Genomic DNA, 25,783 nt, shown 5'->3' with positions numbered 1-25,783 from the left:
AAGATCCTCCTTACTGTATGCTTATTGCATTAAACTTACACTTCTCCATACACGCACCACACTTAATACATTTCGATGCATCAATGATATGAGCTTCCTTACGTTCTCCTGAAATACAATCAACAGGACAATTACGTGAGCATAGAGTACAACCAACACACAATTCAGGATCAATGACATACTGCATTAAAGCTTTACACTGCCCCGCAGCACATTTATGATCTTCTACATGAGCAATATACTCATCGTAGAAATTCTCTAGTGTCGAAAGAACAGGATTCGGAGATGTTTGCCCCAATCCGCAAAGAGAGGTATCTTTAATTACAGTACTCAAATTTCTTAATAAATCCAGATCTTCTTTTGTTCCGTTGCCCAAAGTAATTTTATGGAGTATTTCGTGAAGACGCTTGTTACCAATGCGACAAGGTGTACATTTACCGCAGGATTCTTCAACAGTAAATTCTAAATAAAATTTAGCCATTGACACCATACAGTCATCCTCATCCATAACAATCATACCACCCGATCCCATCATGGAACCTGCAGCAATCAAATTATCAAAATCGATAGGAGTATCTAAATGCTTTTCTGTTAAACATCCTCCTGACGGACCACCGGTCTGAACAGCTTTGAATTTTTTACCATCTTTAATACCACCGCCAATTTCGTAAATTACTTCACGAAGAGTAGTTCCCATTGGCACTTCAATTAAACCAACATTGTTGATTTTTCCGGCCAATGCAAATACTTTGGTACCTTTTGATTTTTCACTTCCAATTTTATTGAACCAACTTGCTCCTTTGTTAATGATAACAGGAATATTTGCAAATGTTTCAACATTATTTACGTTCGTTGGCTTTCCGTTGTATCCCGATTCGGCAGGAAACGGAGGCTTAACTGTAGGTTCTCCACGAAGACCTTCCATGGAGTGAATCAGAGCCGTTTCTTCACCACAAACAAATGCTCCGGCTCCGTAACGCATTTCAACATCGAAATTAAATCCGGAACCTAAAATATCGTTGCCCAACAAACCGTATTCACGAGCTTGCTTAATCGCAACTTTTAATCGGGTAATCGCCAAAGGATACTCAGCACGAATATAAATCACACCTTTATCAGCTCCCATGGTGTATCCGCAAATAGCCATAGCCTCTAAAACCGAGTGTGGATCACCTTCCAGAATAGAACGATCCATAAATGCTCCGGGATCTCCCTCATCAGCATTACAAACCACATATTTTTGATCGGCTTCATTTTTTGCTGCAAATTCCCATTTTAAACCAGTTGGAAATCCTCCTCCTCCTCGTCCGCGTAATCCAGATTCCTTAATTTCGTCAATTACCGTCTGCGGAGTCATTTCAGCCAAACACTTACCCAAGGCTGCATAACCATCTCTTGCAATGTATTCATCTACATTTTCAGGATTAATAAAACCGCAATTTCGAAGCGCAATTCGAATTTGCTTTTTATAAAATCCCATATGTTTCGAATCACTAATCATTTCTTTATTTTCAGGATCCACATAAAGCAATCTCATTACTTTACGACCTTTAATAATATGCTCTTCGATTAATTCTTCTGCATCTTCAGGTTTCACTTCCACATAGAAAGTATTATCCGGAAGAATTTTAACAATAGGACCTTTTTCACAAAATCCGAAGCAACCGGTCATTACAACCTGTACTTCATCTTCAAGTCCTTTGGCTTTAATTGCTTCCTGCAAATTACTTTGAATAGCCTCACTGGCAGAAGCCCGGCAACCGGTACCTCCACAAATAAGAATATGCATTTTATACTTTTCCATAATTGTTGTTTCGTTTAGATTTAGTCTAGAGTTTTGTAGTTTACAGGTATTATTCCGTCGACCAATTCACCATTTTTAATGTATTTTTCAACAATTTGGTCAGCTTTTTTAATATCTACATCGCCAAAAACGATGGGTTCTTTCCCTGGAATTTGAACCTCAATTGTAGGTTCTGCATAACAATATCCCATACATCCGGTTTGGGTAACTACAGTTCGAATTCCTCTTTTTGCTGTTTCTTCAATAAGGAATTCCATTACCTCTTTAGCTCCTGAGGCAATTCCGCATGTAGCCATTGCAACTTTAATCTGCACAAGGCCTTCCGGATCGTTGCTTTTCTCCCTAAGATCCATCTTCGACTGAAGCTCTTCTTTCATTCTCTTCAGATCTGCAAGGGATTTAACTTTTGCCATAATCTCAAATTATTAAAGGTTAAAATTTATATTATTGTGTTTAGGTTCTCGTTTATTAATTCCTTCAAATACTGCATAATATTTGGATCTGTTACCGAAACATCTTCCAGCACTTCTTTTATTTCTTTTGTATCAAAAATATACTCCCCCTTCGCTGTATGGTGCTTATATACAAAATCCATATTTGGATTTGCACTCACCAACAACACCATAACCCCGGCAATATCTCCAATTACCGGTCTGTCTATATTTTTATGAGAAAACAAAACCTGAAGTTCTGTTCCCACTCCCTCTTTAGAATAAATTTCCAATTTACCTCCTGTCTGCTCTGCACTTTGCTTTAACAGCGATAAACCCAGTCCAACTTTACGTGTGGTTCTCGTGGTGAAAAAAGGATCCAATACTCTGCTCAGAACTTCTTCCGACATTCCACATCCATCATCTTTAATAGAAATTGAATAGATATCTTTTTCCAAATCCTCCCTTATTTCCAATTCAACATTAGAAGCTTCAGCTCTCACTGAATTTTGGATAATATCCATTATATGTAAAGACAGGTCTTTCATATTCGCTTTAGGTTAAAGCTTAAAGGTATTAGCTAAAAGCATTATTTGCATTTCACTTTATAAATTTCAGATTTAAGCATATTAACAAACCCACTAATCATTTTTTCTTCTTCCAAAACAATAGATAATAATAACTTAACACTCTCCTGATTCGAGTAGTTCAATTCTTGAACTAATAATAATTGTGTCTCCAATTCGAATAATGATCCCAATGCTATTTCTAAAAATCTGACAAAATCTTTATCACTTCCTCTGCTACACCCCTCCGCTATATTTGAAGGAACCGAAACTGCGGCTCTACACATCTGACTCTTCAGACCGTATTTTTCCTCATTGGGAAACATTGCAGTTAAATCATATGTCTTCGTTACAATCGACATACCTTTCTGCCATACAACTAAAGATCTAAAATTTCTCATCCATCAAACCTTCCTCTTTTACCTTTTACCTTTTTTCCAACTCAACACTTCTTCCATCTTCTCCTTTTAAAGCCATTCTGATCTCAGAAAAACTGGCTTCTTTCATTGTTAACCTGCTGCATACATTACCTATATTATCGACATAATGTGCATCCGAACTTTGGATAAAAGTATAGCCTTTCAGATACTTATTCTTACTTAAAAACTCATCTTTCGTGGTATGCATTGAAATTTCCAAAGCATCCACTTTTAAATCTGGCGGTAAAAAACCCAGTTGACTAATAATACTATTTTGTGTCTTATTAATATGTGCTGGAATAAACAAACCTTGAAGTTTATGAACTTTCTGTTCAACCTCATTGATTCCTTGATTCAAGCCTGATATCAACAAATTATCTATTTCCTGCACAATCTCCTCCTCTTCATTCACCACAACCTGATATCCAAAGTATTTTGTATCATTTGGAATATTAGGCAAATGTTGATCGAGGTAAATTTGAAAATCAGAAAGCAAGTGTTCAGTTTCAAAAAAGCACAAACAATGAACTTCTTCTTTGGAGGTAACCTCTGCTCCCATCATCACCATAATTCCTTCTTTTTCTGCCAACTGCCTGATTAATGGAGCATGCAAGGTTGAATTATGATCTGTTATTCCCAAAATGTCAACGCCACGCTCTTTTGCAATCCGAACGATATTCACAGGACTCATTTCCAAATCTCCACATGGAGACAGGACAGTATGAGTATGCAAATCAGCTCGAAAAACTTTCATTTCAATTCGTTTACTTCTTCAATAACTCGAACAATTTTCCTGTTAATTCAAAAGTCTCCTCCTCTGAGGACAGAATAGGGATTCCCTCTAAATTACTTTGCTCAGTGGCATCAGCTTCCGGTTCGTATCCTTTCACAAGAATTATTGCCGCCAACTCCTTTAAAGATGCAATTGCCATGATGTTTTTATGAGTTTGCAAAGTAACCCAAACCTGATTCTCATCTGCGTTTCCCATCACATCACTTAAAAGATCAGAAGTATATCCTCCTTCAATTTTGCGATTTAATCCAGTGGCTCCACTGCACACTTTTAATCCCAACTTATCAACTATGTCTTGTACTTTCATTATCTAATGATCGTTTATATTTTTCTTTTCGAATCTTTTTACCCCCCAGGTATTTTCAGATATATCAAAAGACTCCTGAGGAGTAATCAAACCTTCTTTTGTCAGCATCTTCTGTAAAAAAACACATTGTGTCATCTTGGCTTTTCCTTGTACCACATCCTCTGCTAAAGCCTGACAACGCGGAGCACCGCAAGCGCCACAATCGATACTTGGTAAAACTTTTAGAATGCGATTGATTTTCTCCATCTTTTTCATCGCCTCCATCATGTCAGTATCCAAACTTAAGATTGAGCGGGGTTCAATACTCTTAATGGAAATGTTCTCCAACAAATATGGTCTATACTCTTCAATTTCCTTCTTCTCAAGTATAATCGGTTTATTTCGATGATACCAATCTGCTCTTTTCCGTAATCTCTCTATGGCTAAAAATCTATTTTCTGTAGTTAAAACACCACCTGCACAAGAATGGTCGCAAGCCCGTAGTTCTATAAAATCAACATCAGTAATCTCCTCATTTTCCAGCTTCTCCAACACCTCAATCACATTATGAATTTCATCTATAGCCAAGCATCTGCCAGAATATTGTGATGCTTCTCCATTGGTTAATGTCCAGCCAATGCTTCTTCTGGATATGTGTTTGTTCAATTCATATTTTAGCTCTTTCGATTTGTTCTGCTTAATACTTAGCAATACTTTATTGTATATGAAATCCATGTTGATAACACCATCAATAAAAGATTTATCTTCACCAACGGGACTTTTCACTGCAGCAATTTTTGCTGCACATGGAGTCACGTAGAAAATCCCGACTTCATCATCACTAAACCCTTCATTTTTTAGTTTTTCACGATAAAATATAGCTGAAATATCAATAACCGGCTTTAAGTGAATAATATGCTCAACCAAGGCAGGAAACTTAACCTGAATTAAGCGAACGATTGCAGGACAAAAGCTGGAAATAAACGGACGTTCCTGATGATGCTTCTGCATGTAAGTTTTAGTAACTTCCGTAAGAATATCAGCAGTTTCGTCCACTTCATATACATGAGTAAAACCTAACTCAAGGATAACAGAATAGATTTGTTTTTCGGATATATCATCCGGGAATTGCCCTAAAAGAACGGTTGGAAGAAGAGCAACCCGTTGCTTATAATGGAAAATTTGAGAAAAGTCATCCTGCTCAACAATAATCGCATTAACCGGACATGAATTTAAACACTCGCCACAATCAACACAAGCATTTTTATTAATATCAGCAATTCCATTTTTCACACGAATTGCCGAAGTTGGACACACGTTCATACAATGTGTGCAACCAATGCAAACCTCCTCAACCACTTTAAGAGCATGATAAAAATGAGCCTTCTCCATCTTCTTTTTATTTCAGATAGTTAACGATTTCTAATTTTGTTCCAACATTAACTTTACTACTAATATTCATCTCATCTGAATTCTTCTTTATATTCGGCAATCCCATTCCAGCTCCAAAACCCATTTCCCGAACTTTAGGTGTTGCTGTAGAAAAGCCTTTTTCCATTGCCTTATCGATATCAGGAATTCCAGGTCCTTTATCTTCGATCCTGACTACTATCTTATCCGGAAAAATTTCAACATTCATATTCCCTTCAAAAGCGTGTGCGACCACGTTCACTTCAGCCTCATACAATGACACAACAGTCCGCTTTATGATTTTCGGGTCAACATTCAACTGCTTCAATATTTTTTTAACTTCACTAGAGGCCGTTCCTGCTTTTGAAAAATTCTCCCCTTCAATAAAAAATGTAAACTTCATCCCTTTAATATACTGGTTCTAACCCCATTTCACACAATATAGAACATGCTTTAAACATTGAATAACCACATTCAATTAATGTAATATTATTCTCACAAGCCAAGTCTTTCATCTCCTGTGACACCTTCTTATCCCGCACAAATAAAATGAAAGAGATGTCTGACATTTCAGATGTTCTAATTGTCTGAAGATTATTTAACCCAGTAATTAACAATAGGTTATCTGTATCTAATGTTAGTACATCACTCATCAAGTCCGATGCAAAACCAAAATTTATACCCTGATTCAGATCATCTTTTCCACAAATAACACTTGCATTAAGTTTATCAACTAGATCAGCCACTTTCACCATATCGCAGTACTAACTTATGTTTATCATTTATTCTATTCCGATTGCGCTAAGATAAGTATTTGAGCAGGATTAATAAATGATATATAACGGAATAGATACAAAAAAAGAAAATACATATTAAATCTAAATAACTCAATAAAGACAAAACAGATCATGACAAATTACAATTTTATCACTTCAACACGATCATAAATCCGCAGGCATTTTATGTCAATACAATTGTTCTAAATTCTTGCAGGTTTAGAATAAAACAGACAAGTTTATTTTGATTATATTCGCATACAAGTGCAGAATACCAGAACTCTATTACTTATTTTTTTCTTTATTTAATGAACATTAAGAAGCAACACATACTCGTTTTAATTCAAGATCCTGAATGTTCTAACGCAGCGATTAAACATGCTTTTACATTAGCTAAATTTTTCAAATCGGAAGCAGCCTTTGCAAATTTCCCTTCGCTAAAGGGGAAAACTCATCCCTCCATAAGTCATAATCAGATTGAAAAATTTAATCTGCAGTCAATCCCTTACAAAATAATAGAACTAAAAAATAACAAACGGGAACCTAATCTCAGTATACAAGAATTGGATGCAATTTTTATTGTAACACAATTTCCTAAAGAATCACTAAATCATTTTCTAAAACGAAATGCCATTTTCAAATGGATACTGGAAGCAAAAATTCCTTCTATACTTGTAACAGAACAAACGAATCCAGATTGTGAATACAAGAATATAATCGTTCCAATAGATTACAGGAGAGAGAGTAAAGAGAAGATGATTTGGGCTAGTTATTTTGGAAGATTCAACAATGCAGTCATTCATCTGATTGCTCCCAATGAAAAATCAGAAGGATATCTTCGTACCATAAAAGCAACCCTTTTATTCACTAAAAAAATGTTTGAACAGTTTAAGTTCGAATACAAAATTGTTAAAACAGAATGCCAAAGCAAAAGCATCAACAGGGAAGCAATTCAATTTTCGAAAAATTATAATTCCGATTTAATCGTACTCATGTCGAATCGTAATCCTGGCTGGATCGCCTCCTGGTCCGGTCCCAGTCAACTAAAAAGCATTCTTAAAAAAGAAGACAATCCGATTCTATTTATTAATCCATTAAAAGACTACTACTTACCTTGCAATTAGTAAAATATATTGCAAATGCGCCCCATTAATTCATTTCCGAAACTTGAATTCACTCCAATAAAAAAGAGCCCATTTCAAAAGTACAGAATCACAATAAAATAGAACTTTTTTTTAGAGCAGTCTCTTTCATTTTGTTTGTTATATTCCTGGCATTGCCGCAATTATTTTTCTGGTACTACGTTTCTTCTTTTTTCTTGCATTACACACAAGATTTCCCTTGTACAATACAAAGGGGTTTCCTAGTACAAGGGAAAGGGGCTCCCTAATGCTAGGAAACCCCTTTGTATTGTACAAGGAAATTCTTATAAAATAACAAGAGTAATTCATTACTCTTGCACTCATCAGGAAATAATTACTGAACGATATTCATCTCATCCAACAAATAGCCTGCCCCGGCAAATTTATCAACAAGAAATAATACGTAGCGAATATCCAGTGATACGTTTCGGCAAATTTCAGGATCGTACATTAAATCAGACATTACGCCTTCCCAAGCGCGGTCAAAATTCAAACCGATTAACTCACCATTGGCATTTAAAACCGGACTGCCCGAATTTCCTCCGGTAGTGTGGTTGGTTGCAGCAAAACAAACCGGCATTTCACCTTTAGTATTTGCATAGTTCCCAAAGTCCTTAGATTGATAAAGATCTCTTAGTTTCTGAGGAACATCATAATCAAAAATCTCAGGATTGTCTTTCTCGATAATTCCCTCTAATGTGGTATAATAATCGTAAGTTACAGCGTTTCGAGCTTTGTAACCAGCTACCTTCCCATAATGAACTCTGAACGTTGAATTGGCATCAGGATAAAAGGTTTTGTCTTTTTGCATTTCCATTAAACCGGCCATATAAGCACGTTGCAACTTTGCCGTTTTTGTGAGAATTTTGCTGTAAACCGGAGAAATTTCCGATTCGTAAAAGAAGTATATGCTGTTTGCCAAAACAAAAATAGGATCTTTAGTCAAACGCTTACCCAATGACAACTTATAATTATTCAGCAGATTATTCAATTTATTCTCGTCAGCAAATACCGATTTAGACATTGCCTTCTCTGCATAAGCTTCGAAATCGCCATTATATTTCTCCCGGATATTTACAATCTCTTTCGGCAAATACTCATCTGTCAGATTCTCACTATACATTTTCAACAAAGCAGCCAAAAGCTTTTTATCTGTTGGATTATTATAATTCTTGAAAAACTCTTCACTCGACTTCTTCAACTCAGCAACAAGACCAGCAAGCTGATCCTGATCTTTTTTGGCCAGGCTTGCCAGTTTCTTAAATTTAACAGCAAAAGTTACAGCTTCTGAGCCACGCATACCAGCCTCAATGGCATAATCGCGGGCCAAACTAATTGGAGTCAGCTCTTTGTACAAAGCTCCCAGTTCTGCTACAATTCCAGCATATTTTTCCTTCAAATCGTCACTGCTATTTGCCCAGATTTCAAATTTTTCTTCCAATTCTTTTTTCTTGGAAATTGCATTCAATCGCTTTAGACCTGCGATTTCTCCCTGCCATCTTTTCCATGAATTTGCAACACCTGCATATTTTGCAGAATACTGAATTCGAACCATTGGTGAAGCATCCATATCTGCTCTCATTAAATCCAATTTCTTTGTTCTGATTTTGATTTTATGTGGGTTATCAACCTTTGTCATTAAATCCAATGCATCAGATGTTAAATATTCAGTGGTCGTTCCCGGATATCCAAAAACCATCGTAAAATCACCTTCATTTACACCTTTAAGTGAAATTTTAAATGACTGCTTTGGTTTCATTGGAACATTCTCCTTAGAATAAGAAGCAGGTTTATTGTTTTTGTCGGCATAAATCCGAAACATCGAGAAATCTCCTGTATGACGAGGCCACATCCAATTGTCTGTATCTCCGCCAAATTTCCCAATTGCTGATGGAGGAGCACCTACCAAACGTACATCTTTATATATTTCATACACCGATAGAAAATATTGATTCCCATTAAAAAAAGCTTTTACACTTGCGCGGTAATCCGAATCCTTTTCTGTTGCATTCTGAATCTTCTTGATGCGCTTTTGAATCATTTTCTGACGAACTTCCTCCTTTGTTTCATCAGTAATACTATCCAAAACCTGCGCAGTTACATCTTCCATACGAATTAAAAATGAAGCAGTTATTCCTTCATTAACTAATTCCTCATCCTGACTCATCGCCCAAAAACCATCTTTTAAATAGTCGTGCTCTAAAGTTGAGTGATTCTGAATGGCTCCGTATCCACAGTGATGATTTGTTACAATCAGACCTTTATCTGAAATTAGCTCTCCTGTGCAAAAATGATGAAACGGACTTCCTTCACGTCCCAAACCAATAACAGCATCCTTCAAACATGCCTTATTGATATCATAAATATCAGCAGCAGAAAGCTTAAATCCTGCCTTTTGCATGTCTTCAATATTGTATTTTTCCAAGAGCATGGGAATCCACATTCCCTCATCAGCTTTTACCTGAGTTCCCATAAACAGTAGAACTGCCATGAGAAGTAGACTTAATTTTTTAATCATGATAATATATTTGTGTTGTTGTTTAAAAAGTTGACAATTCCTGATACAGGCGTTGAATAGGTAAACCCACTACATTAAAATAAGATCCCTCAATGCCATCAATCCCGATAAAGCCAATCCATTCCTGAATTCCGTAGGCTCCCGCTTTATCGAAAGGTTTGTAATTATCTATGTAATACTCAATCTCTTCTTCGGACAAGGCTTTAAAATGAACGTTGGCAGTTGTAGAAAAACTTATTTTCTTGTCCTTACTCATTAGGCAAACACCACTTATTACCTGGTGAGATCTATCGGACAATGCATTAAGCATTTTAACAGCATCTTCTCTGTCTTTTGGTTTTCCAAGAATCCAATGATCAACACAAACAATTGTGTCTGCAGTAATCACCAACTCATTGGAGTTAAGATCCTGCTCGAATGCTTTTGCTTTTAATTCGGCCAGGTAAACCGGAATTTGATCTGGTGTTAATCCTTCAGGATAAATCTCCTCTACTTCTTTTGTTCTTATTTCAAAAATCAAACCCAATTCCTTCAGCATTTGATGTCTTCGAGGCGATTGAGAGGCTAATATTAATTGATAATCTTTGAGATTATTCAGCATGCTTAAAAATTTGTGTGATTTACAATATAATTGACCACAAAGGCATAGGAAATACCTGCAAGAATGGCAAATCGTATTAGAAAAATTCCAGTCTTAAATTTGTCTCCTTCCGAAAACTGATATACCCGATAAGCCAATAAAAATAATGGTAAAATGATTAAAATACCAAAATACCATGGCGTAATTTGATCCATTGGGGCATTTAGAAATTGATACCAAACTCCAAAAACCGATACAGATAAAAACAAAATAAGCAGTATGATTACAAGCTTAGCCCATTTTAAACCAATTACAATCGGTAAACTTTGACGATTAATTTCCCGGTCTCCTTTAATGGAAAGTAAATCTCTGATAAATTGTGCAATGAGCACACCAACAAAGGAGAAAAAAGAAAAGGCTCCTACCCAATACAACAAGTAATTAAAATTGGTTTTTGAAGCAATTAATATTTCCGAATAAGTTATAGTAAGCGGTGGAATTTCGTAAATAACTACCACAAAAGGAATAGTGGCAACAATAAAAGCGATTAAAAAACTACCCAATAAAAAGTAATATTTGTAAGACGTTGAATAAAACCAAAGCAAGCCTCCTCCCATAAAAAAGATGAACACAAATTGCCAGTGACCAATTTTATAAGACACATACCCTCCAAGTAAAACAGATATTGCCGCAATTATTTGCTGCAGAAACAAGGCAATTCTTCGCGTAACCTTCCTACCTACAATAACATCCTTTTTATTGATTCGATCTGCTTTTGTATCAAAATAATCATTAATAACATAACCTGCCGCAGCCATACAAACGGTAGCTAAAACCAATATTGCAAAATCCAAATCGGCTAATTGAAGCTTAATTTTATTAATTCCCAAAATAGGTTGAATAATGAAATACCGCATCACATATTGAGTCAGTGCAATAATAATCAGATTGGGTAATCGGATCAATTTCAGATAACTGTTCATTGGGCTGTTCGGGTTAAGGTTGTTTTTATATACTTTGGATATTTGTATCTGCTTCGAGCCATTTACTGTGTGCGCGCAATACTTGTTCAATTACATCACGAACACAACCGTAACCGCCCTCTTTATCGGATATATAATTGGAAATAGCCTTTATTTGCTCCACAGCATTACATGGGCAAGTCGGCACTCCGATTCGTTTCATCACCTCATAATCAGGCAAATCATCGCCCATATACATAATATGATCAGGATTTAAATCGTATTTCGCAATAAAATCTTCAAAATCTTTACTCTTATTTTTCGATCCCATGTAAATATCGGTAACACCAAGACCTCGGTAACGCTTTTCGACTGCATCTGAAACTCCACCGGTTATTATTGCGATCGGATAGCCCTTTTTAACAGCATACTGAATGGCATAACCATCTTTTGTATTTGCGGTCCGCAACATTTCGCCTGACGAATCAATAACGATACACTCATTGGAAAGAACTCCATCCACATCGAAAATGAATGCAGAAACTTTCATTAAATCTTCCTTAAAAAACGCCATTTTATTTAGAATTGAGAAACAAGATATGAGATGTGAGAAAGATATTTAATTCTACCTCCCATTTTCTTCTTCGAAATACAACAAATTTACTTATTTACTTTTATGCATCTTATAGATGCTTTCGCTCACAAATCTATACAATTTTTGAAAAACAGGAGTGTTTTTTAGTGCCTTCTCGTGCGAACTCATAATTTCTTCGTCGAAACGAACAGCCGGACCCGTTTGAGCCGACATAGGATCCAATTGCAATACTTTTTGTGCTGTTTCTGCAATCAGAGGTTTTAACAATTCAAAATCAACATCCTTTTCCTGCAGCAATTTTTGCCCAATGCAATACATATGATTGGTAAAATTACAAGTAAAAACAGCCGCCAAATGGAGTTGCTTCCTTTGTTCCGAATTAATTAGATGAACGCTGTTTGATATTTTTGCTGCCAACTCAATCAAATCTGTTCGCAATTCCAAACTATTTGATTCTATACAAATAGGTATGTTTGAAAAATCGACCTTACGCTCCTTCGAGAAAGTTTGCAAAGGATAAAAAACACCATAATTTTCCGTATAATTCTCAAAAATATCCACAGGAATACTACCGGCAGTATGAACAGAATTTCCTATTGGAACCGACCATTTATCAAGAATTGGTTGCAATGCCTTATCGCTTACAGCAAAAATGTACAAGTCAGCATTCTTTTCTATTTTCTTTACTGATATAGTAAACGAACAGTCCAATTTCCCGGCCAATGCTTTCGCAGATTCAACAGTTTTGCTGTACACCTGCAAAATATCAATTCCATTTTCATGAAGAGCCAAAGATAGCTGAGTCGCTAAATTACCGGCACCAATCATTACTACTTTTTGAATCATTTTCCTGATTTTATATTATGCCTAACTCCAATGGCGATGCGGCTATTTGCTTCAAGGGTACTTTTCCCCTATCAATCATTCCAAACAGTTTTTCACAAGCTTTTACCAAATCCTCATACATATCTTCAGCAACCAAAACCAATCTATCGTTTAATTGCTCTAAATGTTCAGCTCCTTCGGGCTGATTTTTACGGGAACAAAGCAGTAAGGATTTACTGGGCACGAATGAATGAGTCAGCTGATTACGCAACTTATCATACAGCCAATGATCATTATTTACAACACGATAATCGTTCCCCATTAGTATATTTAATGATTTTGAAAAACGCTTGGAGGATTGAGCTTTGGCTTTTAATGGCTTATTATCCAGGAAACATCCCAATGCCTCTATTGCCTGCCCCATCATGATAAAAGAGAAGAAATAGAATCCTTCTTTTTGCAAGCGACCTATTTCCTCAATGAAAATCTTTCGTATAAACTGTTTCTCCTGTTCAGCTTTTTCTTTGTCCATGCTACAAATATAAACAGATAATATCGATTACCATTTCACAATCTTATCGGAAATAGTGAGTCTTGCAGAAATTAAGGATAAGCTATGCAGCTATTTTAGGAGAAGACAGCTGAAAGGCCTAATTCTACTATCCCGCGGAAGATTTGCCCCCTTCTCCGCTGTTATTTTGTATCCCTCTGGCAATATATTGTAGTCCTCCACCAATATTGAGCACTTCTCCGGCATTTATTATGAGTTCTCCGGCGTTTTAACGGCTCCCTCCAGTACTATTTTGTCCCATTCTTCAGGATCGTGAAAAGTGGTGGGTAATTGGAACCTTTGCCATTCAAAAACATGTTACTCACAACATTTTAACCTGTAAAAAATGCTGCCCTTTACAGACAGCATCCTTATTTCCTATTTATTCTGATGTTTCTTAAAACGAAAACTGCAAACGGGTTTGAATCATGTTAAAATTCTCTTCTCCATTTAATGCATTTTCATCCAAATCAACATTCGTAAAATTCAATTTCATCAATACATTGTGATTTACATACCAAGTGCATCCTAAACTTATGTCCTTTTGTTTCCCTCCCATAATTTCAGTATCATCATCATTCAAGTCTGTCTCATTATATCTTGCCAAAAGTTCAATGGAACCAGGACTTGGTTTGGCCAAACGAGCAGATTTCATATTGTACTTATAACTTCCACCTTTAAGTAAAAAACCCATCTGAACATACAAACCATTTGTCATATATTCATCAGAATAATAACTGGAACCCGAATCATAATTTACTTTTGCTTTAATTACCTCTCCCTGAATTGAAACAGGTCCTGTTGCTGCAATCATTTCGATTCCATATTTGAATTGAGACTCAGCATTATCAACTGTAGCATCTATAAATCGACGGCCTTCAATATGTGTTGCTGCTCTTGAACGATATCTTACCGATCCCTTTTCTGTAGATGTATTATAATACCTATTCTCTACACTTGTAGTAATTGGATTTACAGACCTATAGGTTCCGGACAAACCAAAATGCATTATATTTTCCTTGTGAAATGGAGAAACAACTAATCTTGATGTCATGCCAAAATCCTCATCTTGATTGCTTACAGTATTATTTACATCACTACCAAACAAACCCAGAGCCCAATAATAATTATTGCCCCATCGGTCATAAGAAACCCCTAAATTACGACCTGGCCTGAATGCTTCTACTGTACTCGAAACATGCATAAACTTAATTGTTTTAGAACTCTCCGTTTGCTCGATTCCAAATGGTTCCAAAAAATGACCTGCTCTAAAAAAACTATTCTTGTTGATATTGTATTGCAGGAATACATCCTTAAGGGATACTGCACCCCCATCAAAACCAATGTTTATTTTTGCATCCCATTTTCCCCAAAGGCTAGCCGTCATCAATAATCTAACATCCCGAATTTCACTGCCACTTCCCAAATCTGTTTTATCGTCAAAATAACCAGCAGCATCCATAAACACACGTCCGCCCATACCAAATTTAAACTGACTATCATCAGTGGCCATTTGTATTGATCCTTTTTCGACTCTTAATTTCAATTCATTAGAGTCTTGTGAAAACAAACGCCCTGCAACAAGCAGCAGGCAAAAAGTTAATAAATAGTGTTTTTTCATTTTGGGTATTGGTAAAGATTAGTACAGTGTTTTTTCAAAATGTAAATTTAACAAATAGATTTTTTAGATCAACAATAAATTATTTATTTGACAAAGCAAGCTCATGCTCTTGTTTTTCCTCAAGAATAAAACAATTTAAAATTTTGATCATATCAAATACAAAAAGAGTGAGGCAAAATAAATTACCTCACTCTAAATTATAGATAAATAGTATTCTTATTACTAGAAGTTCACTTGAACTCTGGCTTTAACCATACCAATTTTTTCATCCAATGGATACACTTGGTTTTGAACATCCATGTAGCTGTAGTTTAAACGAAACATTACATTATCGTTTAAGTAATAGTTAACAGCTACACTATAGCTCTCTGATTTTCCACCCTGAATACTCATGTTTCCAGCTCCGCCTAAAGCAGCACCTAAATCAGCAGGACCATAGGCTCCGTTAAAATAAGTACCATCGATATCATTCAAATCAGTATTATCGTAACGTATAAGAAATTCGTAAGAACCTGCCTTTGGACGCTTGATATAAGCTGATGCCGAATCGTAAGCATAGTTATCTCCTAAAAGGAAACCTGCCTGAGCATAGTAAGCTTTTGTTTCGATATCACGTAACTCACCATACCATCCTGGGTAATCACCTGGAACAGTTGGCCATGCATATCCTCCAGTAGCAGTATGAGTCCAATAAGGATTATCCTTCATTAGTCTTGAAACATAGTCATCGTCACGAGTAACTTTTGTTTTAGTATATTCAGCCTGCAACATAAAAGGACCGCTAAGTACCATTGATTGGAAATTATAACGCATATCTGTTCTTGCATGCTGAATATCTGCATTTAAAAATTTATGCTCAGGACCTGCAGCTAAAACAACTTCTCTGTTATAATCATCATCATTTAAAGACTCATCGAAACCATTTGCTTCTGGAATACGATAAGTAAATGATCCTCCCAATTGGAAAGTTACTTTCTCGTTTACAATCGGAGTATAAACCAACTTTGTTGTTGTTGAAAATCCCTGATCACCTTTATTGTGGTTATCTACCGAACCTGCAAAAACACCAGTTGATCCGTAAAATTTATCGGTATAGTAAGTGTAGCCTAAACCAATGCTACGACCAATTCCCATTGCTTCAGTCATATTTGAAGCTCCGATAAAACGAAGATCTTTACTTGACGCAGATCCTTCAATACCAAAAGGCTCGAAGAAATTACCAACTGTGAAAATGCTGTTTGTTGCATAATTATATCGTAAAAATGCATCTTTGATTTTCACTTCATCATTACCAAAACTAACATTCACTTTAGCACTCCATTGTCCCCATTTTACGCTTGTTCCTAATCGGATATCACTGATAGAAGCATCCGAACTTAAGTCGGTTGCATCATCGAAATAATGTACTCCGTCCATGTAAATTCTACCGTTAAGACTAATTTGATAATCTTTATCAGCAGAGGTTAAAACGATTCCTCCTTTATTTGATTCTGCAGTCAATTGTTTTTCCTGCCCTATTGCACTTGTCGCCACCATTCCTAAAGCTAGTGTAGCGATATATAATTTTCTTAACATATCTTTATCGTTTATAGATTTTACAAATTGTAACCTAATGTTTCAAATACATCTTGAGCAGTTTCATCAACACTACGTTTTTGATACTTCATTGACAAGTCTGTCAAGTTCGTAAAACCACCATCAATAAACATATTAGGGTTTACGTCATATTGAAAATCACCACTAATTGCACGAGCAGGATCGTCAAAACGAGATACTCCAGCATAAAAATAATCGCCATTGTATTTTCTCAACTGATCTTCAGTATCGAAAGAATACGCATGAACAATCATACCGGCACGGTGATACATTTCACACATCCAAGGCTCTGTTAATTCCGGATATTTATTTGGATTTCCAGCGATAGAAGGACCTGCAATATGACAGTTGTATTCAACTGAAAAGTTGATAAATTCCGCTATAGATTCAATGGAATTTGAAGGACGAACATAACCAGCACTTTCGTCCTCCCAAAGTAACATACACTTAGGTACACCGGGAAGTACTTTCTCTAATTTCACAACAGACTCACGTGAGAAAGTTTGTAAAATAAAACGACCTTTTGTGTTCGCTACATCAACTTTACCAACAGTTGTAGGAATTACTTTTGGAGAATCAGTCACATTCCATCCTACTTCTGATAAGAATACTGCTAAATCAGCTTCCATGTTAGGAAATAAATATGGTTCTTTTGTCTCAGCATAAATACCAGGACGGTTACCATTATCTTTATCATCAACAACAAAAACAAATACACCTGTAGAAGCTTTTAAATCTATAGTTTCAGAACCATCCTCAACCTTATAGTATGGTTGATTTAAAGAATTTCTCTTAACTTTCATTCCTTCGGCAATTAACAAAACGTCTTCTAGAGTACAGATCTGTAGTCCTTTGAATGAGGAACGAGCATTTTCAGGCTTATCAATATTAAACCAAGAACCTGCATCTAATTCTCGTAATTGTTTCAAAGTAAAACGACTTACTGGATAATCATCTTGTCCTGGAAAAACAGACTCAATATTAGAAGTACGTTGAAGATTACCATCGTGTAATGCTAATAGAACACCATCACTAGTTCTTTGAAGATCAAGTTCCAAATAATCAGCACCCATATTACGAGCCCAACGGAAAGCTGCTTCAGTCTCTTCTGGAGCCCAAAATGTAGAACCACGGTGAGCAATAACTGCATCGGCCTTCACATAATCGCGAACTGCTTTTGCTTCAGCGCTTAGCTCTTTAAGAGGATAAGTTTTATAATTATTATAAGGATTATAATCAGGGGTATCATCTTCACAACCTGCAAATCCGATACCAGACAGGATAAGAACACCAGCCAGCAAATTTTTCACATTAAAGTTTTTCATATGTATTAAAATTTAGGTTTGTAATTATTTTTATTTAAATTATTTACTACTCCAAACGAGCAATATATCTTAACTGTTTTCTAGTCGATCTGATAGGAATTCAAACATTTAAGCATGTAAACCATTGTGTCCGTTACGCTCTTGGATCCAAGAAACCCCAATCAAGATGATAGCAGCAACACATGCTCCAAGGAGAACAACAAAACCACCGTCCCATCCCCAAGCGTCAACAACAGCACCCATCGCGATATTAGCAAATAAGGCACCTCCCATATAACCAAATAGTCCTGTTAATCCTGCCGCAGTTCCAGCTGCTTTTTTAGGAACCAAATCCAGTGCATGAACACCAATTAACATCACAGGACCATAGATTAAGAAACCAATACAAATAAGAGCTATTGAATTCATCAAAATCGACTCACTGAACCAATACATTAGTACAGAAACGAAAACCAATACCATATAAATAATACTCACAGGAGCACGTTTTCCTTTAAACACCTTATCGCTTAAGTAGCCACATAATATAGTACCAGGAATACCTGCCCACTCATAAGCAAAATACGCCCAACCTGTTTCTTTAATTGAGAATCCCTTGGCTTCTTCCAGATATAACGGAGCCCAATCAAGCACACCATATCTAACCAAATACACAAACGCGTTGGCAAAGGCAATCGACCACAGCAACCTATTTTTCAAGATGTATTTCATAAAGATTTCCTTAGCTGTCATCTCCTCTTCATACTTCTCCGAATAAGAATCAGGGTAATCATTTTTATATTTTTCAATGTTTGGAAGACCACAAGACTGAGGTGTATCACGAATTAGTAACCAAGCAATAAATGCAACACCTAATGCTACAAGGCCAGGGAAATATAATTTCGAATGCCAATCAGTAAAAATAGCAACACCTAAAATTGCCAACGGACCAATAATTCCGCCTCCAACATTGTGAGCTACATTCCATATAGACATTTTGGTTCCACGTTCCTGAACAGAAAACCAGTGAACCATAACACGACCACATGGAGGCCAACCCATTCCCTGAAACCATCCATTTAACAGAAGTAATACAAACATGATTACAATCGATGACGTTGCAACAGGCAATAAACCCATTATTATCATGGTAATTGCAGAAAGAACAAGACCAAAAGTTAAAAACCGTCGGGCATTACTTCGATCCGAAACATTACCCATTATAAACTTGCTTAGTCCATATGCAACTGACACCCCAGACAATGCAAAACCCAACTCCGTTTTAGAATATCCTAAAGCAATTAAATCCGGCATCGCCAAAGAGAACACTTTTCGAACAAGGTAGTAACCTGCATAGCCAAGGAATATACCTACGAATACCTGAAACCGTAATCGTTTGTAAGCTGAGTCAATTTTATTTTCGGGCAACATTTCCTGGTGTGCTGCCGGTTTCAAAAAACTAATCATATAAAAAGATTTAGAGTGATTATATTAATCTAACACATTCTGATTTGTGTTTTTTCAATTTGTTTTTTATCCAAGCCGAATCAAATCATTCAACTTATTCAATTCAATGCAGTTACTATTGATAACTTTTCTTGATTTTTAAAATATATCTCATTAAAAAATACATCCTATAGTTACATACATGACTCTACCTTATATATTGCATTGCTATGTATTTGAATAAAAAAAAAACGACATTAGTATTTCGTTTTAATTTTAACTGGCAACAAACATATGAATAAAATAATTCCTCAACAAAAATAATTATAAATACCTCATTATTTATAATTATTCTACAATACAAATATCTAAAATGCTACTGGTCAATGTATTATAAAAATTAACAGACCATGCTTCAACTTTATGATTATAATAAACGGCTAAATTCAAAATAAACAACACTCATAATAATAACCTGAAAACGTATTTATACTAAAGTTTTTGTGATATTCCTTCAATATAGAGAGCTAATACTAAAAACTTTCAAATCAACTCCATATTTTAATTAAGATCAGAAAACACAATGTTAAGCTTAGTAAATAATCAAAAAAGAAAACAAAAAAAAGACCACCCAAGGGCAGTCTTTCAATATCATAATATCTATCTATTCTCTTAGAATTTGAACTCCAAATTTACGTATACCATTGAGTTGTCTTCCGATGCAGAATCCTTTTTCATAAATCCCTGATAGTTTAGAGCCATTTTAACACCTTTTACCGGCGCATACTGAACACCCCCAGTGATTGCACTACCATTTTTTGATAAATTCCATTTATCTGTCTCTCCTTGTAAAGTGTTTGAAGTTAAGTAATCATATCTTCCAAATACTTCCCATTTCTTATCAAATGTATAAGTTGAATAAATCGACATTCCCTCCAAATCGTGATTGTCTGAAGCACTTGAATACTTAGTAGCATTAATCAATTGATTATATTCTGCAGCCAACCTGAATTTCTCAGAAAATTTATAGCCAACAAAAGTAGCTAAAGCTGTTACAGTTACATCTTCTTCACTTCCTCCTTCGCCAACAATTGTTGTTGTATTCGCATCAGCATATACTTTTGCTATTAAGCCCTTGTTCTGATAAATCAGACTTGCTCCCACTTTTTGTTTTCCATCTTCATCCTGTACTTTCTTATATCCTTCACCATTAATAACAAATGCGTTTGCAGAAAAAGAATCGCTTAACTTAAAATTAGCTTTAATCCCCAAATCAGCACTTGATCCGAAACCATATTCATCGTTAAATGATTTCATGATGTAACGATATCCCCAAAAACTTTCCTGATCTGAAAACTGAACAGTACCAATCATACCTAAAGAAACTTTTACCACAGAAGAAGCTTTCCACTCCAATTGAGCTTTCTTAAGGAATGCAGTATAATCACTACCTCCGTCATTTTTATCAACATCAAGTGTAATACTTGCCTTCAATCCTTTTGCAATATTGTAATCGTATCCAAAGTAAGCTCTTTTAATTTCGAAGCTGCTTTCTTTTTCTGTTCCTTTGGTCATATCGTAATGATAGTTAAAGAACACTTTAGCATTCGCTTCTCCTGATGGAGTGAAATCTGCTTTATCCTGTGCAGCAGCAGTAAAACCTAAAAATAACGCTATAGCACCAATTAATAATTTTTTCCCTTTCATTTGGTTTGTTTTAGTAGTATGTAATTTTTTTGCAATTAAGTCGACACATTTTCTTAATAACTGACGACAAAACTAATTCGTTTCTTAAAAGTCTCACTCTTAACTGTTTTAAATAAACGTTAATTCGACTTAACGAAAAATTAACATGACTATACTACTTTTTCAAATACGGGTAATTCTTCACTTCACAAAGTTAAATACAAAAAAAACGGAAGCTCCCACTTAAGGAACTTCCGCTATCTATAATTTGTTTAGTTTTTATTTTTTGAAAATACCTAAGTCTTTCAAATCTGAGTTTTGAATGTAATCAAGATGACAAGCGCAAACTGATTTACCCATTTTCACATAAACTTCACATGACTCATGGTATTTATCATTACGGGTTGTATCCAATAAAGTAAGATATCCCATTATAATATAACCAGCCATTTCAACCAAACGACGAGCATGGAAATCCATAAAGTCGTTATGATCTGCTGTTGCATTAATCTCACTAACTTTGGCGATTGCCTTTTCGTACTGCTCAGTCATTCCTTTAAGCGTGGTTCTGATATATTCCAATTGTGGGTTTAAATCAGAAGCCTCATAATCTTTAATATAAGCTAAATACTGACCTGTTGTAACCCCACGAACAGCTGCAACAACTTGTAATTGAGATGTTCCTTCGTAAATATTCGTAATACGGGCATCACGCACCAATCGCTCAATTGGGTAATCTTTCATATAACCCGAACCAGCATGAATCTGCAATGAATCGTAGGCAATCTGATTACAATACTCTGATGCAAATAATTTCAACATTGGAGTCAGTACATCAGCAATTTTTTGGTACTTCTTCATCTCATTTCTCTCATCCTTATCCAAAGAACGATCCTGAGAAATATGGTAATAGCATTTGTAAACATCAACCATACGACAAGTTTCATACAACATGGAACGGGAAGCATTCAACTTCGCCTCCATATTGGTCAACATTTCGTAAACAGCTGGAAATTTAATAATTGCCTTACCAAACTGACGACGTTCCTTAGCATATGCTAAACCTTCACGATATGCAGCTTCTGCAATACCTACCGATTGAGCACCAACACCTAAACGCGCGCCATTCATCAATGACATTACATATTTGATCAATCCCATTTTACGGTCTCCCACCAATTCGGCAGGAGCATGAGTAAATACCAACTCACAAGTAGGAGATCCGATAATACCCATTTTGTGCTCGATACGACGAACTTTAACAGCCATGTGCTTTTTGTCGTAAATAAACATAGACAAACCACGACCATCATTGGTTCCTTCTTCAGAACGAGCCAAAACCAATGCAACCTCACCATCACCATTGGTAATAAAACGTTTCACACCGTCTAAATACCACTGATCTTCTTTGGCATTATAAGTAGCTTTTAATTGAACAGCCTGCAAGTCAGAACCTGCATCCGGCTCAGTTAAATCCATAGCAGCAGTTGCTCCTTTGGCAAAACGTGGCAGGTAATCCATTTTTTGCTCTTTCGAAGCAAACTCATGAATTGTTTCAGCACAATCCTGAAGACCCCAAATATTAGCAAAACCCGCATCTGCACGAGATACTAATTCTGCAGCCATTACGTAAGGTACCAATGGGAAATTCAACCCATCGTACTCACGAGGCAAACTCATTCCAATCAAACCCGCTTTTGTTAAAGCATCATGATTCTCTTGAGTTCCTCTTGCATAAATTACACGATCATTTTCAACTCTTGGGCCTTCCTGATCAACGCTCTCCGCATTAGGATCGATGATATCTCCACAAATCTCACCTACAATTTCCAGTGTGCGATCGTAAGAATCCATTGCATCCTCAAAATCAAGAGGAGCATAATCATATGTTTCTTTATCTTCGAAGTTGCGCTCTTTAAGAGCAACAATTTTTTTCATTAACGGATGATCCAAGTGGAACTTCAAATCATCATTATCATTATAGAAATTAGCCATTTCTTTGGATGTTTTTTGTTAAAAATTAAAGCGATTAGCGAACACCATTACCATAAATAGGTTTTTACTTAGTGTTTTCTTTGTACTGCTTAATCATTTTTGGAATCACATCAGCAATATCACCAGTAATAATATAGTCGGCAAAATTGTTTATTGGTGCATTCTTATCGGTATTAATTGCAATAACCATTGAGGATTCCTCCATACCTGCAGTATGCTGAATTTGCCCCGAAATACCGCAGGCAATATATAGTTTAGGACGAACAGTAACACCTGTTTGTCCAATTTGGCGCTCATGAGATGCATAACCAGCATCAACAGCAGCGCGGGAAGCACCAACTTCTGCACCAATAACATCAGCTAATTCATACAATTTATCGAAGTTATCTTTAGAACCTACACCGTAGCCACCTGCGATAATAATACCCGCATTTTTAATGTTTACTTTTGAAGCTTCCATGTGACGCTCAATAACTTTCACTACAAAATCTTCAGCATTTACATACTTCTCAACATCGAGCTGTTTCACTTTTCCTTTGTAAGCATCCGAAAGAATCTCTTTCTTCATTACTCCTTCACGAACAGTAGCCATTTGCGGACGACAGTCAGGATTGACAATTGTAGCTACAATATTTCCCCCAAAAGCAGGACGAATCTGATACAATAAATCCTTATATACTTTGTTGTTCTTCTTGTCTTCATGATCACCAATAATCAAACTGGTACAATCAGCAGTTAAACCTGAATGAAGAGCTGAAGATACACGAGGTCCCAAATCACGACCAATACTTGTAGCACCCATCAAAGCAATCTGCGGTTTTTCTTCCCCGAATAATTTCACAATAATTGATGTGTGAGGCAATGTAGTGTAAGGGTACAAACGCTTATCACTGGCAATCCAAACGGTATCCACACCATAAGGCATAATCTGCTTCTCAACACCTTTAAGGTCGGCTCCAATTACAATAGCTTCCAACTCACATTTTAAATCGTCAGCTAGTTTTCGACCTTTGGTTAAAAGTTCAAGGCTTACATCTGCAACCTGTCCCTCTTCTATTTCACAATATACAAATACGTTGTTCACGGTTTTAAATTTTTAAATTCCACTTTTACAGAGAACAGTAATCAGTAAACAGTGAACAGTGTAAAAACAACTGACAACCGGGAACTGGGAACTGTAACCTGGTTAACTGCTATCCGATGGTATGGTTAGCGATTAATTCTTTCATTAATTCACCCATATCAGCATCAGTTGGCTCAAGAACTTTAGCCTCTTTAGCTTGAAAAACTACATTTTCGATAGCTTTTACCTTTGTAGGAGATCCAGTTAAACCAAGCTCTTCTGCTTTAGTTTCGATATCATTTACACTCCATTCGCCAATATTCAAATAAGGACGGTTGTTGTGCAACAAGATGTAATCTTCATCAGCATTCTGCATTTCAGAAACAGCTCTGGCATGCTTGTATTTCATTACATATTTAGCATTGCGCGGACGACACTCAGGAGCTGAAGCATTTACTGTTACCACCATAGGTAAAGTTCCTTCTACAGTCTCAACACCACGCTCTAAACGGCGTTTAATTACAATTTTCCCTTTTTCTGCTGAAACCACTTCTTCAGCATATGTAATTTGAGGAAATCCCAGTTTCTCGGCTACCTGAGGTCCAACCTGAGCAGTATCTCCATCGATTGCCTGACGACCTGCAATAATAATATCAATTTTACCCATTTTTTTAAGGGTACAAGAAAGAGCATAAGAAGTTGCCAATGTATCAGAACCCGCAAAAGCACGATCCGATAAAAGTATTCCATTATCAGCACCACGATAAAGACCTTCACGAATAATTTCAGCGGCTCTGCCAGGTCCCATAGTTAAAAGTGTAATTTCTGTTCCAGGGTACTTATCTTTCAAACGCAACGCTTGCTCAAGTGCATTTAAATCTTCAGGATTGAAGATCGCTGGTAATACAGCTCTATTCACGGTTCCATCAGCTTTCATCGCATCCTTCCCAACATTTCTGGTATCGGGAACCTGCTTAGCAAGAACAACAATTTTTAATCCTTTCATTGTAATATCTATTTTAACATCTGTAACTAATTCAGATTTATACAAAAACTTATTTTCAAACTACCTATGTGTAATTCTCCAAGTTAAATAAATCATCAAATCACTAATTAATATTTCCTTATTCAGGTTTGCTCCAAAATGATTGAATTTCTCAAAATCAGAGATTAGCAAATATAAAGATTAGAGTACTTAAAACAAATCTAGATTGCGAGTTACACAACAGGTGATATTAGTAAAAAATAATTAAGTTTTAGAATCAATTATCGCAATAACAATACGCTAATAATCACACTATTGACAATATTACAAAACCATTTTGCTTACAAATAATTCGACATATTTGCATATTTTCCCTATCAACACTCCAAATTCCTTTACCAACTTGAACCAAAACTCTTCTGGTTTAAAT

The 25,783-nt window shown here is 36.0% G+C and carries 24 protein-coding genes; 1 reads left to right on the top strand and 23 read right to left on the bottom strand.

Annotated elements, in window-relative coordinates:
* Positions 1-10: 10 nt before the first annotated feature.
* Genes QUH73_RS06405 through QUH73_RS06365 form a run of 9 tightly spaced genes read right to left on the bottom strand, consistent with a single transcriptional unit; the run spans position 11 to position 6,464 of the window.
* The gene (locus tag QUH73_RS06405; protein WP_289529610.1) at positions 11-1,804 is read right to left on the bottom strand and encodes an NADH-quinone oxidoreductase subunit NuoF; all 1,794 of its coding nucleotides are present in this window, start codon (positions 1,802-1,804) and stop codon (positions 11-13) included.
* 20 nt (positions 1,805-1,824) lie between these two features.
* A complete protein-coding gene (locus QUH73_RS06400) occupies positions 1,825-2,217 on the bottom strand; it encodes a (2Fe-2S) ferredoxin domain-containing protein (RefSeq protein ID WP_101308746.1) in 393 nt (130 codons plus the stop codon).
* Between the two features lie 26 nt (positions 2,218-2,243).
* Positions 2,244-2,783: an ATP-binding protein gene (locus QUH73_RS06395; RefSeq protein WP_289529609.1), complete on the bottom strand. Its 540-nt coding sequence runs from the start codon at positions 2,781-2,783 to the stop codon at positions 2,244-2,246.
* Positions 2,784-2,824: 41 nt separating this feature from the next.
* Positions 2,825-3,202, bottom strand: coding sequence for a four helix bundle protein (locus QUH73_RS06390; protein ID WP_289529608.1), 378 nt, complete (start codon positions 3,200-3,202; stop codon positions 2,825-2,827).
* Positions 3,203-3,227: 25 nt separating this feature from the next.
* Positions 3,228-3,974, bottom strand: a complete 747-nt coding sequence (locus tag QUH73_RS06385; protein ID WP_289529607.1) for a PHP domain-containing protein — start codon at positions 3,972-3,974, stop codon at positions 3,228-3,230.
* A gap of 10 nt (positions 3,975-3,984) precedes the next feature.
* On the bottom strand, positions 3,985-4,320 hold the full coding sequence (locus tag QUH73_RS06380) for a DRTGG domain-containing protein (RefSeq protein WP_289529606.1): 336 nt from the start codon (positions 4,318-4,320) through the stop codon (positions 3,985-3,987).
* Between the two features lie 3 nt (positions 4,321-4,323).
* Positions 4,324-5,691 carry a [Fe-Fe] hydrogenase large subunit C-terminal domain-containing protein gene (locus QUH73_RS06375; RefSeq protein ID WP_289529605.1) on the bottom strand — a complete coding sequence of 456 codons (1,368 nt, stop codon included), beginning with the start codon at positions 5,689-5,691 and terminating at the stop codon, positions 4,324-4,326.
* A gap of 7 nt (positions 5,692-5,698) precedes the next feature.
* Entirely contained in the window at positions 5,699-6,112 is a 414-nt protein-coding gene (locus tag QUH73_RS06370) for an ATP-binding protein (protein WP_289529604.1), read from the bottom strand.
* Between the two features lie 4 nt (positions 6,113-6,116).
* Positions 6,117-6,464 (bottom strand): DRTGG domain-containing protein, encoded by a 348-nt coding sequence (locus tag QUH73_RS06365; RefSeq protein WP_289529603.1) that lies wholly within the window; start codon positions 6,462-6,464, stop codon positions 6,117-6,119.
* 329 nt (positions 6,465-6,793) lie between these two features.
* On the opposite strand from QUH73_RS06365, the gene QUH73_RS06360 reads away from it, so the two are divergent.
* Positions 6,794-7,609: a hypothetical protein gene (locus QUH73_RS06360; protein ID WP_289529602.1), complete on the top strand. Its 816-nt coding sequence runs from the start codon at positions 6,794-6,796 to the stop codon at positions 7,607-7,609.
* Positions 7,610-7,961: 352 nt separating this feature from the next.
* On the opposite strand, the gene QUH73_RS06355 is transcribed toward QUH73_RS06360, so the two are convergent.
* From QUH73_RS06355 to QUH73_RS06290, 14 genes are all read right to left on the bottom strand, one after another.
* The gene (locus QUH73_RS06355; protein WP_289529601.1) at positions 7,962-10,118 is read right to left on the bottom strand and encodes a S46 family peptidase; all 2,157 of its coding nucleotides are present in this window, start codon (positions 10,116-10,118) and stop codon (positions 7,962-7,964) included.
* A 49-nt stretch (positions 10,119-10,167) separates the two neighbouring features.
* On the bottom strand, positions 10,168-10,746 hold the full coding sequence (locus tag QUH73_RS06350; RefSeq protein ID WP_289529600.1) for a Maf-like protein: 579 nt from the start codon (positions 10,744-10,746) through the stop codon (positions 10,168-10,170).
* Between the two features lie 2 nt (positions 10,747-10,748).
* A complete protein-coding gene (locus QUH73_RS06345; protein WP_289529599.1) occupies positions 10,749-11,708 on the bottom strand; it encodes a UbiA family prenyltransferase in 960 nt (319 codons plus the stop codon).
* A gap of 25 nt (positions 11,709-11,733) precedes the next feature.
* Positions 11,734-12,261, bottom strand: coding sequence for a KdsC family phosphatase (locus tag QUH73_RS06340; RefSeq protein WP_289529598.1), 528 nt, complete (start codon positions 12,259-12,261; stop codon positions 11,734-11,736).
* A gap of 90 nt (positions 12,262-12,351) precedes the next feature.
* On the bottom strand, positions 12,352-13,128 hold the full coding sequence (locus tag QUH73_RS06335) for a Rossmann-like and DUF2520 domain-containing protein (RefSeq protein WP_289529597.1): 777 nt from the start codon (positions 13,126-13,128) through the stop codon (positions 12,352-12,354).
* 10 nt (positions 13,129-13,138) lie between these two features.
* Positions 13,139-13,639, bottom strand: coding sequence for a hypothetical protein (locus QUH73_RS06330; protein WP_289529596.1), 501 nt, complete (start codon positions 13,637-13,639; stop codon positions 13,139-13,141).
* Between the two features lie 415 nt (positions 13,640-14,054).
* A complete protein-coding gene (locus QUH73_RS06325; protein WP_289529595.1) occupies positions 14,055-15,278 on the bottom strand; it encodes an OprO/OprP family phosphate-selective porin in 1,224 nt (407 codons plus the stop codon).
* Positions 15,279-15,500: 222 nt separating this feature from the next.
* Positions 15,501-16,853 (bottom strand): OprO/OprP family phosphate-selective porin, encoded by a 1,353-nt coding sequence (locus QUH73_RS06320; protein ID WP_289529594.1) that lies wholly within the window; start codon positions 16,851-16,853, stop codon positions 15,501-15,503.
* Between the two features lie 20 nt (positions 16,854-16,873).
* On the bottom strand, positions 16,874-18,184 hold the full coding sequence (locus tag QUH73_RS06315) for a glycerophosphodiester phosphodiesterase family protein (RefSeq protein ID WP_289529593.1): 1,311 nt from the start codon (positions 18,182-18,184) through the stop codon (positions 16,874-16,876).
* A gap of 123 nt (positions 18,185-18,307) precedes the next feature.
* Positions 18,308-19,645 carry a glycerol-3-phosphate transporter gene (gene glpT / locus QUH73_RS06310; RefSeq protein ID WP_289529592.1) on the bottom strand — a complete coding sequence of 446 codons (1,338 nt, stop codon included), beginning with the start codon at positions 19,643-19,645 and terminating at the stop codon, positions 18,308-18,310.
* Positions 19,646-20,296: 651 nt separating this feature from the next.
* Positions 20,297-21,331 carry an outer membrane beta-barrel protein gene (locus tag QUH73_RS06305; protein WP_289529591.1) on the bottom strand — a complete coding sequence of 345 codons (1,035 nt, stop codon included), beginning with the start codon at positions 21,329-21,331 and terminating at the stop codon, positions 20,297-20,299.
* Between the two features lie 258 nt (positions 21,332-21,589).
* Positions 21,590-23,305, bottom strand: coding sequence for an acyl-CoA dehydrogenase family protein (locus QUH73_RS06300; protein ID WP_289529590.1), 1,716 nt, complete (start codon positions 23,303-23,305; stop codon positions 21,590-21,592).
* Positions 23,306-23,369: 64 nt separating this feature from the next.
* The gene (locus tag QUH73_RS06295) at positions 23,370-24,389 is read right to left on the bottom strand and encodes an electron transfer flavoprotein subunit alpha/FixB family protein (RefSeq protein WP_289529589.1); all 1,020 of its coding nucleotides are present in this window, start codon (positions 24,387-24,389) and stop codon (positions 23,370-23,372) included.
* A 109-nt stretch (positions 24,390-24,498) separates the two neighbouring features.
* Positions 24,499-25,374 carry an electron transfer flavoprotein subunit beta/FixA family protein gene (locus QUH73_RS06290; RefSeq protein ID WP_101308764.1) on the bottom strand — a complete coding sequence of 292 codons (876 nt, stop codon included), beginning with the start codon at positions 25,372-25,374 and terminating at the stop codon, positions 24,499-24,501.
* Positions 25,375-25,783 lie beyond the last annotated feature (409 nt).

It is taken from the genome of Labilibaculum sp. K2S, from assembly GCF_030372765.1.
In the GTDB taxonomy this organism is placed as follows: domain Bacteria; phylum Bacteroidota; class Bacteroidia; order Bacteroidales; family Marinifilaceae; genus Labilibaculum.
Note: the sequence above shows the minus strand (reverse complement) of the source record. Positions and strands in the feature narration are given on the sequence as shown.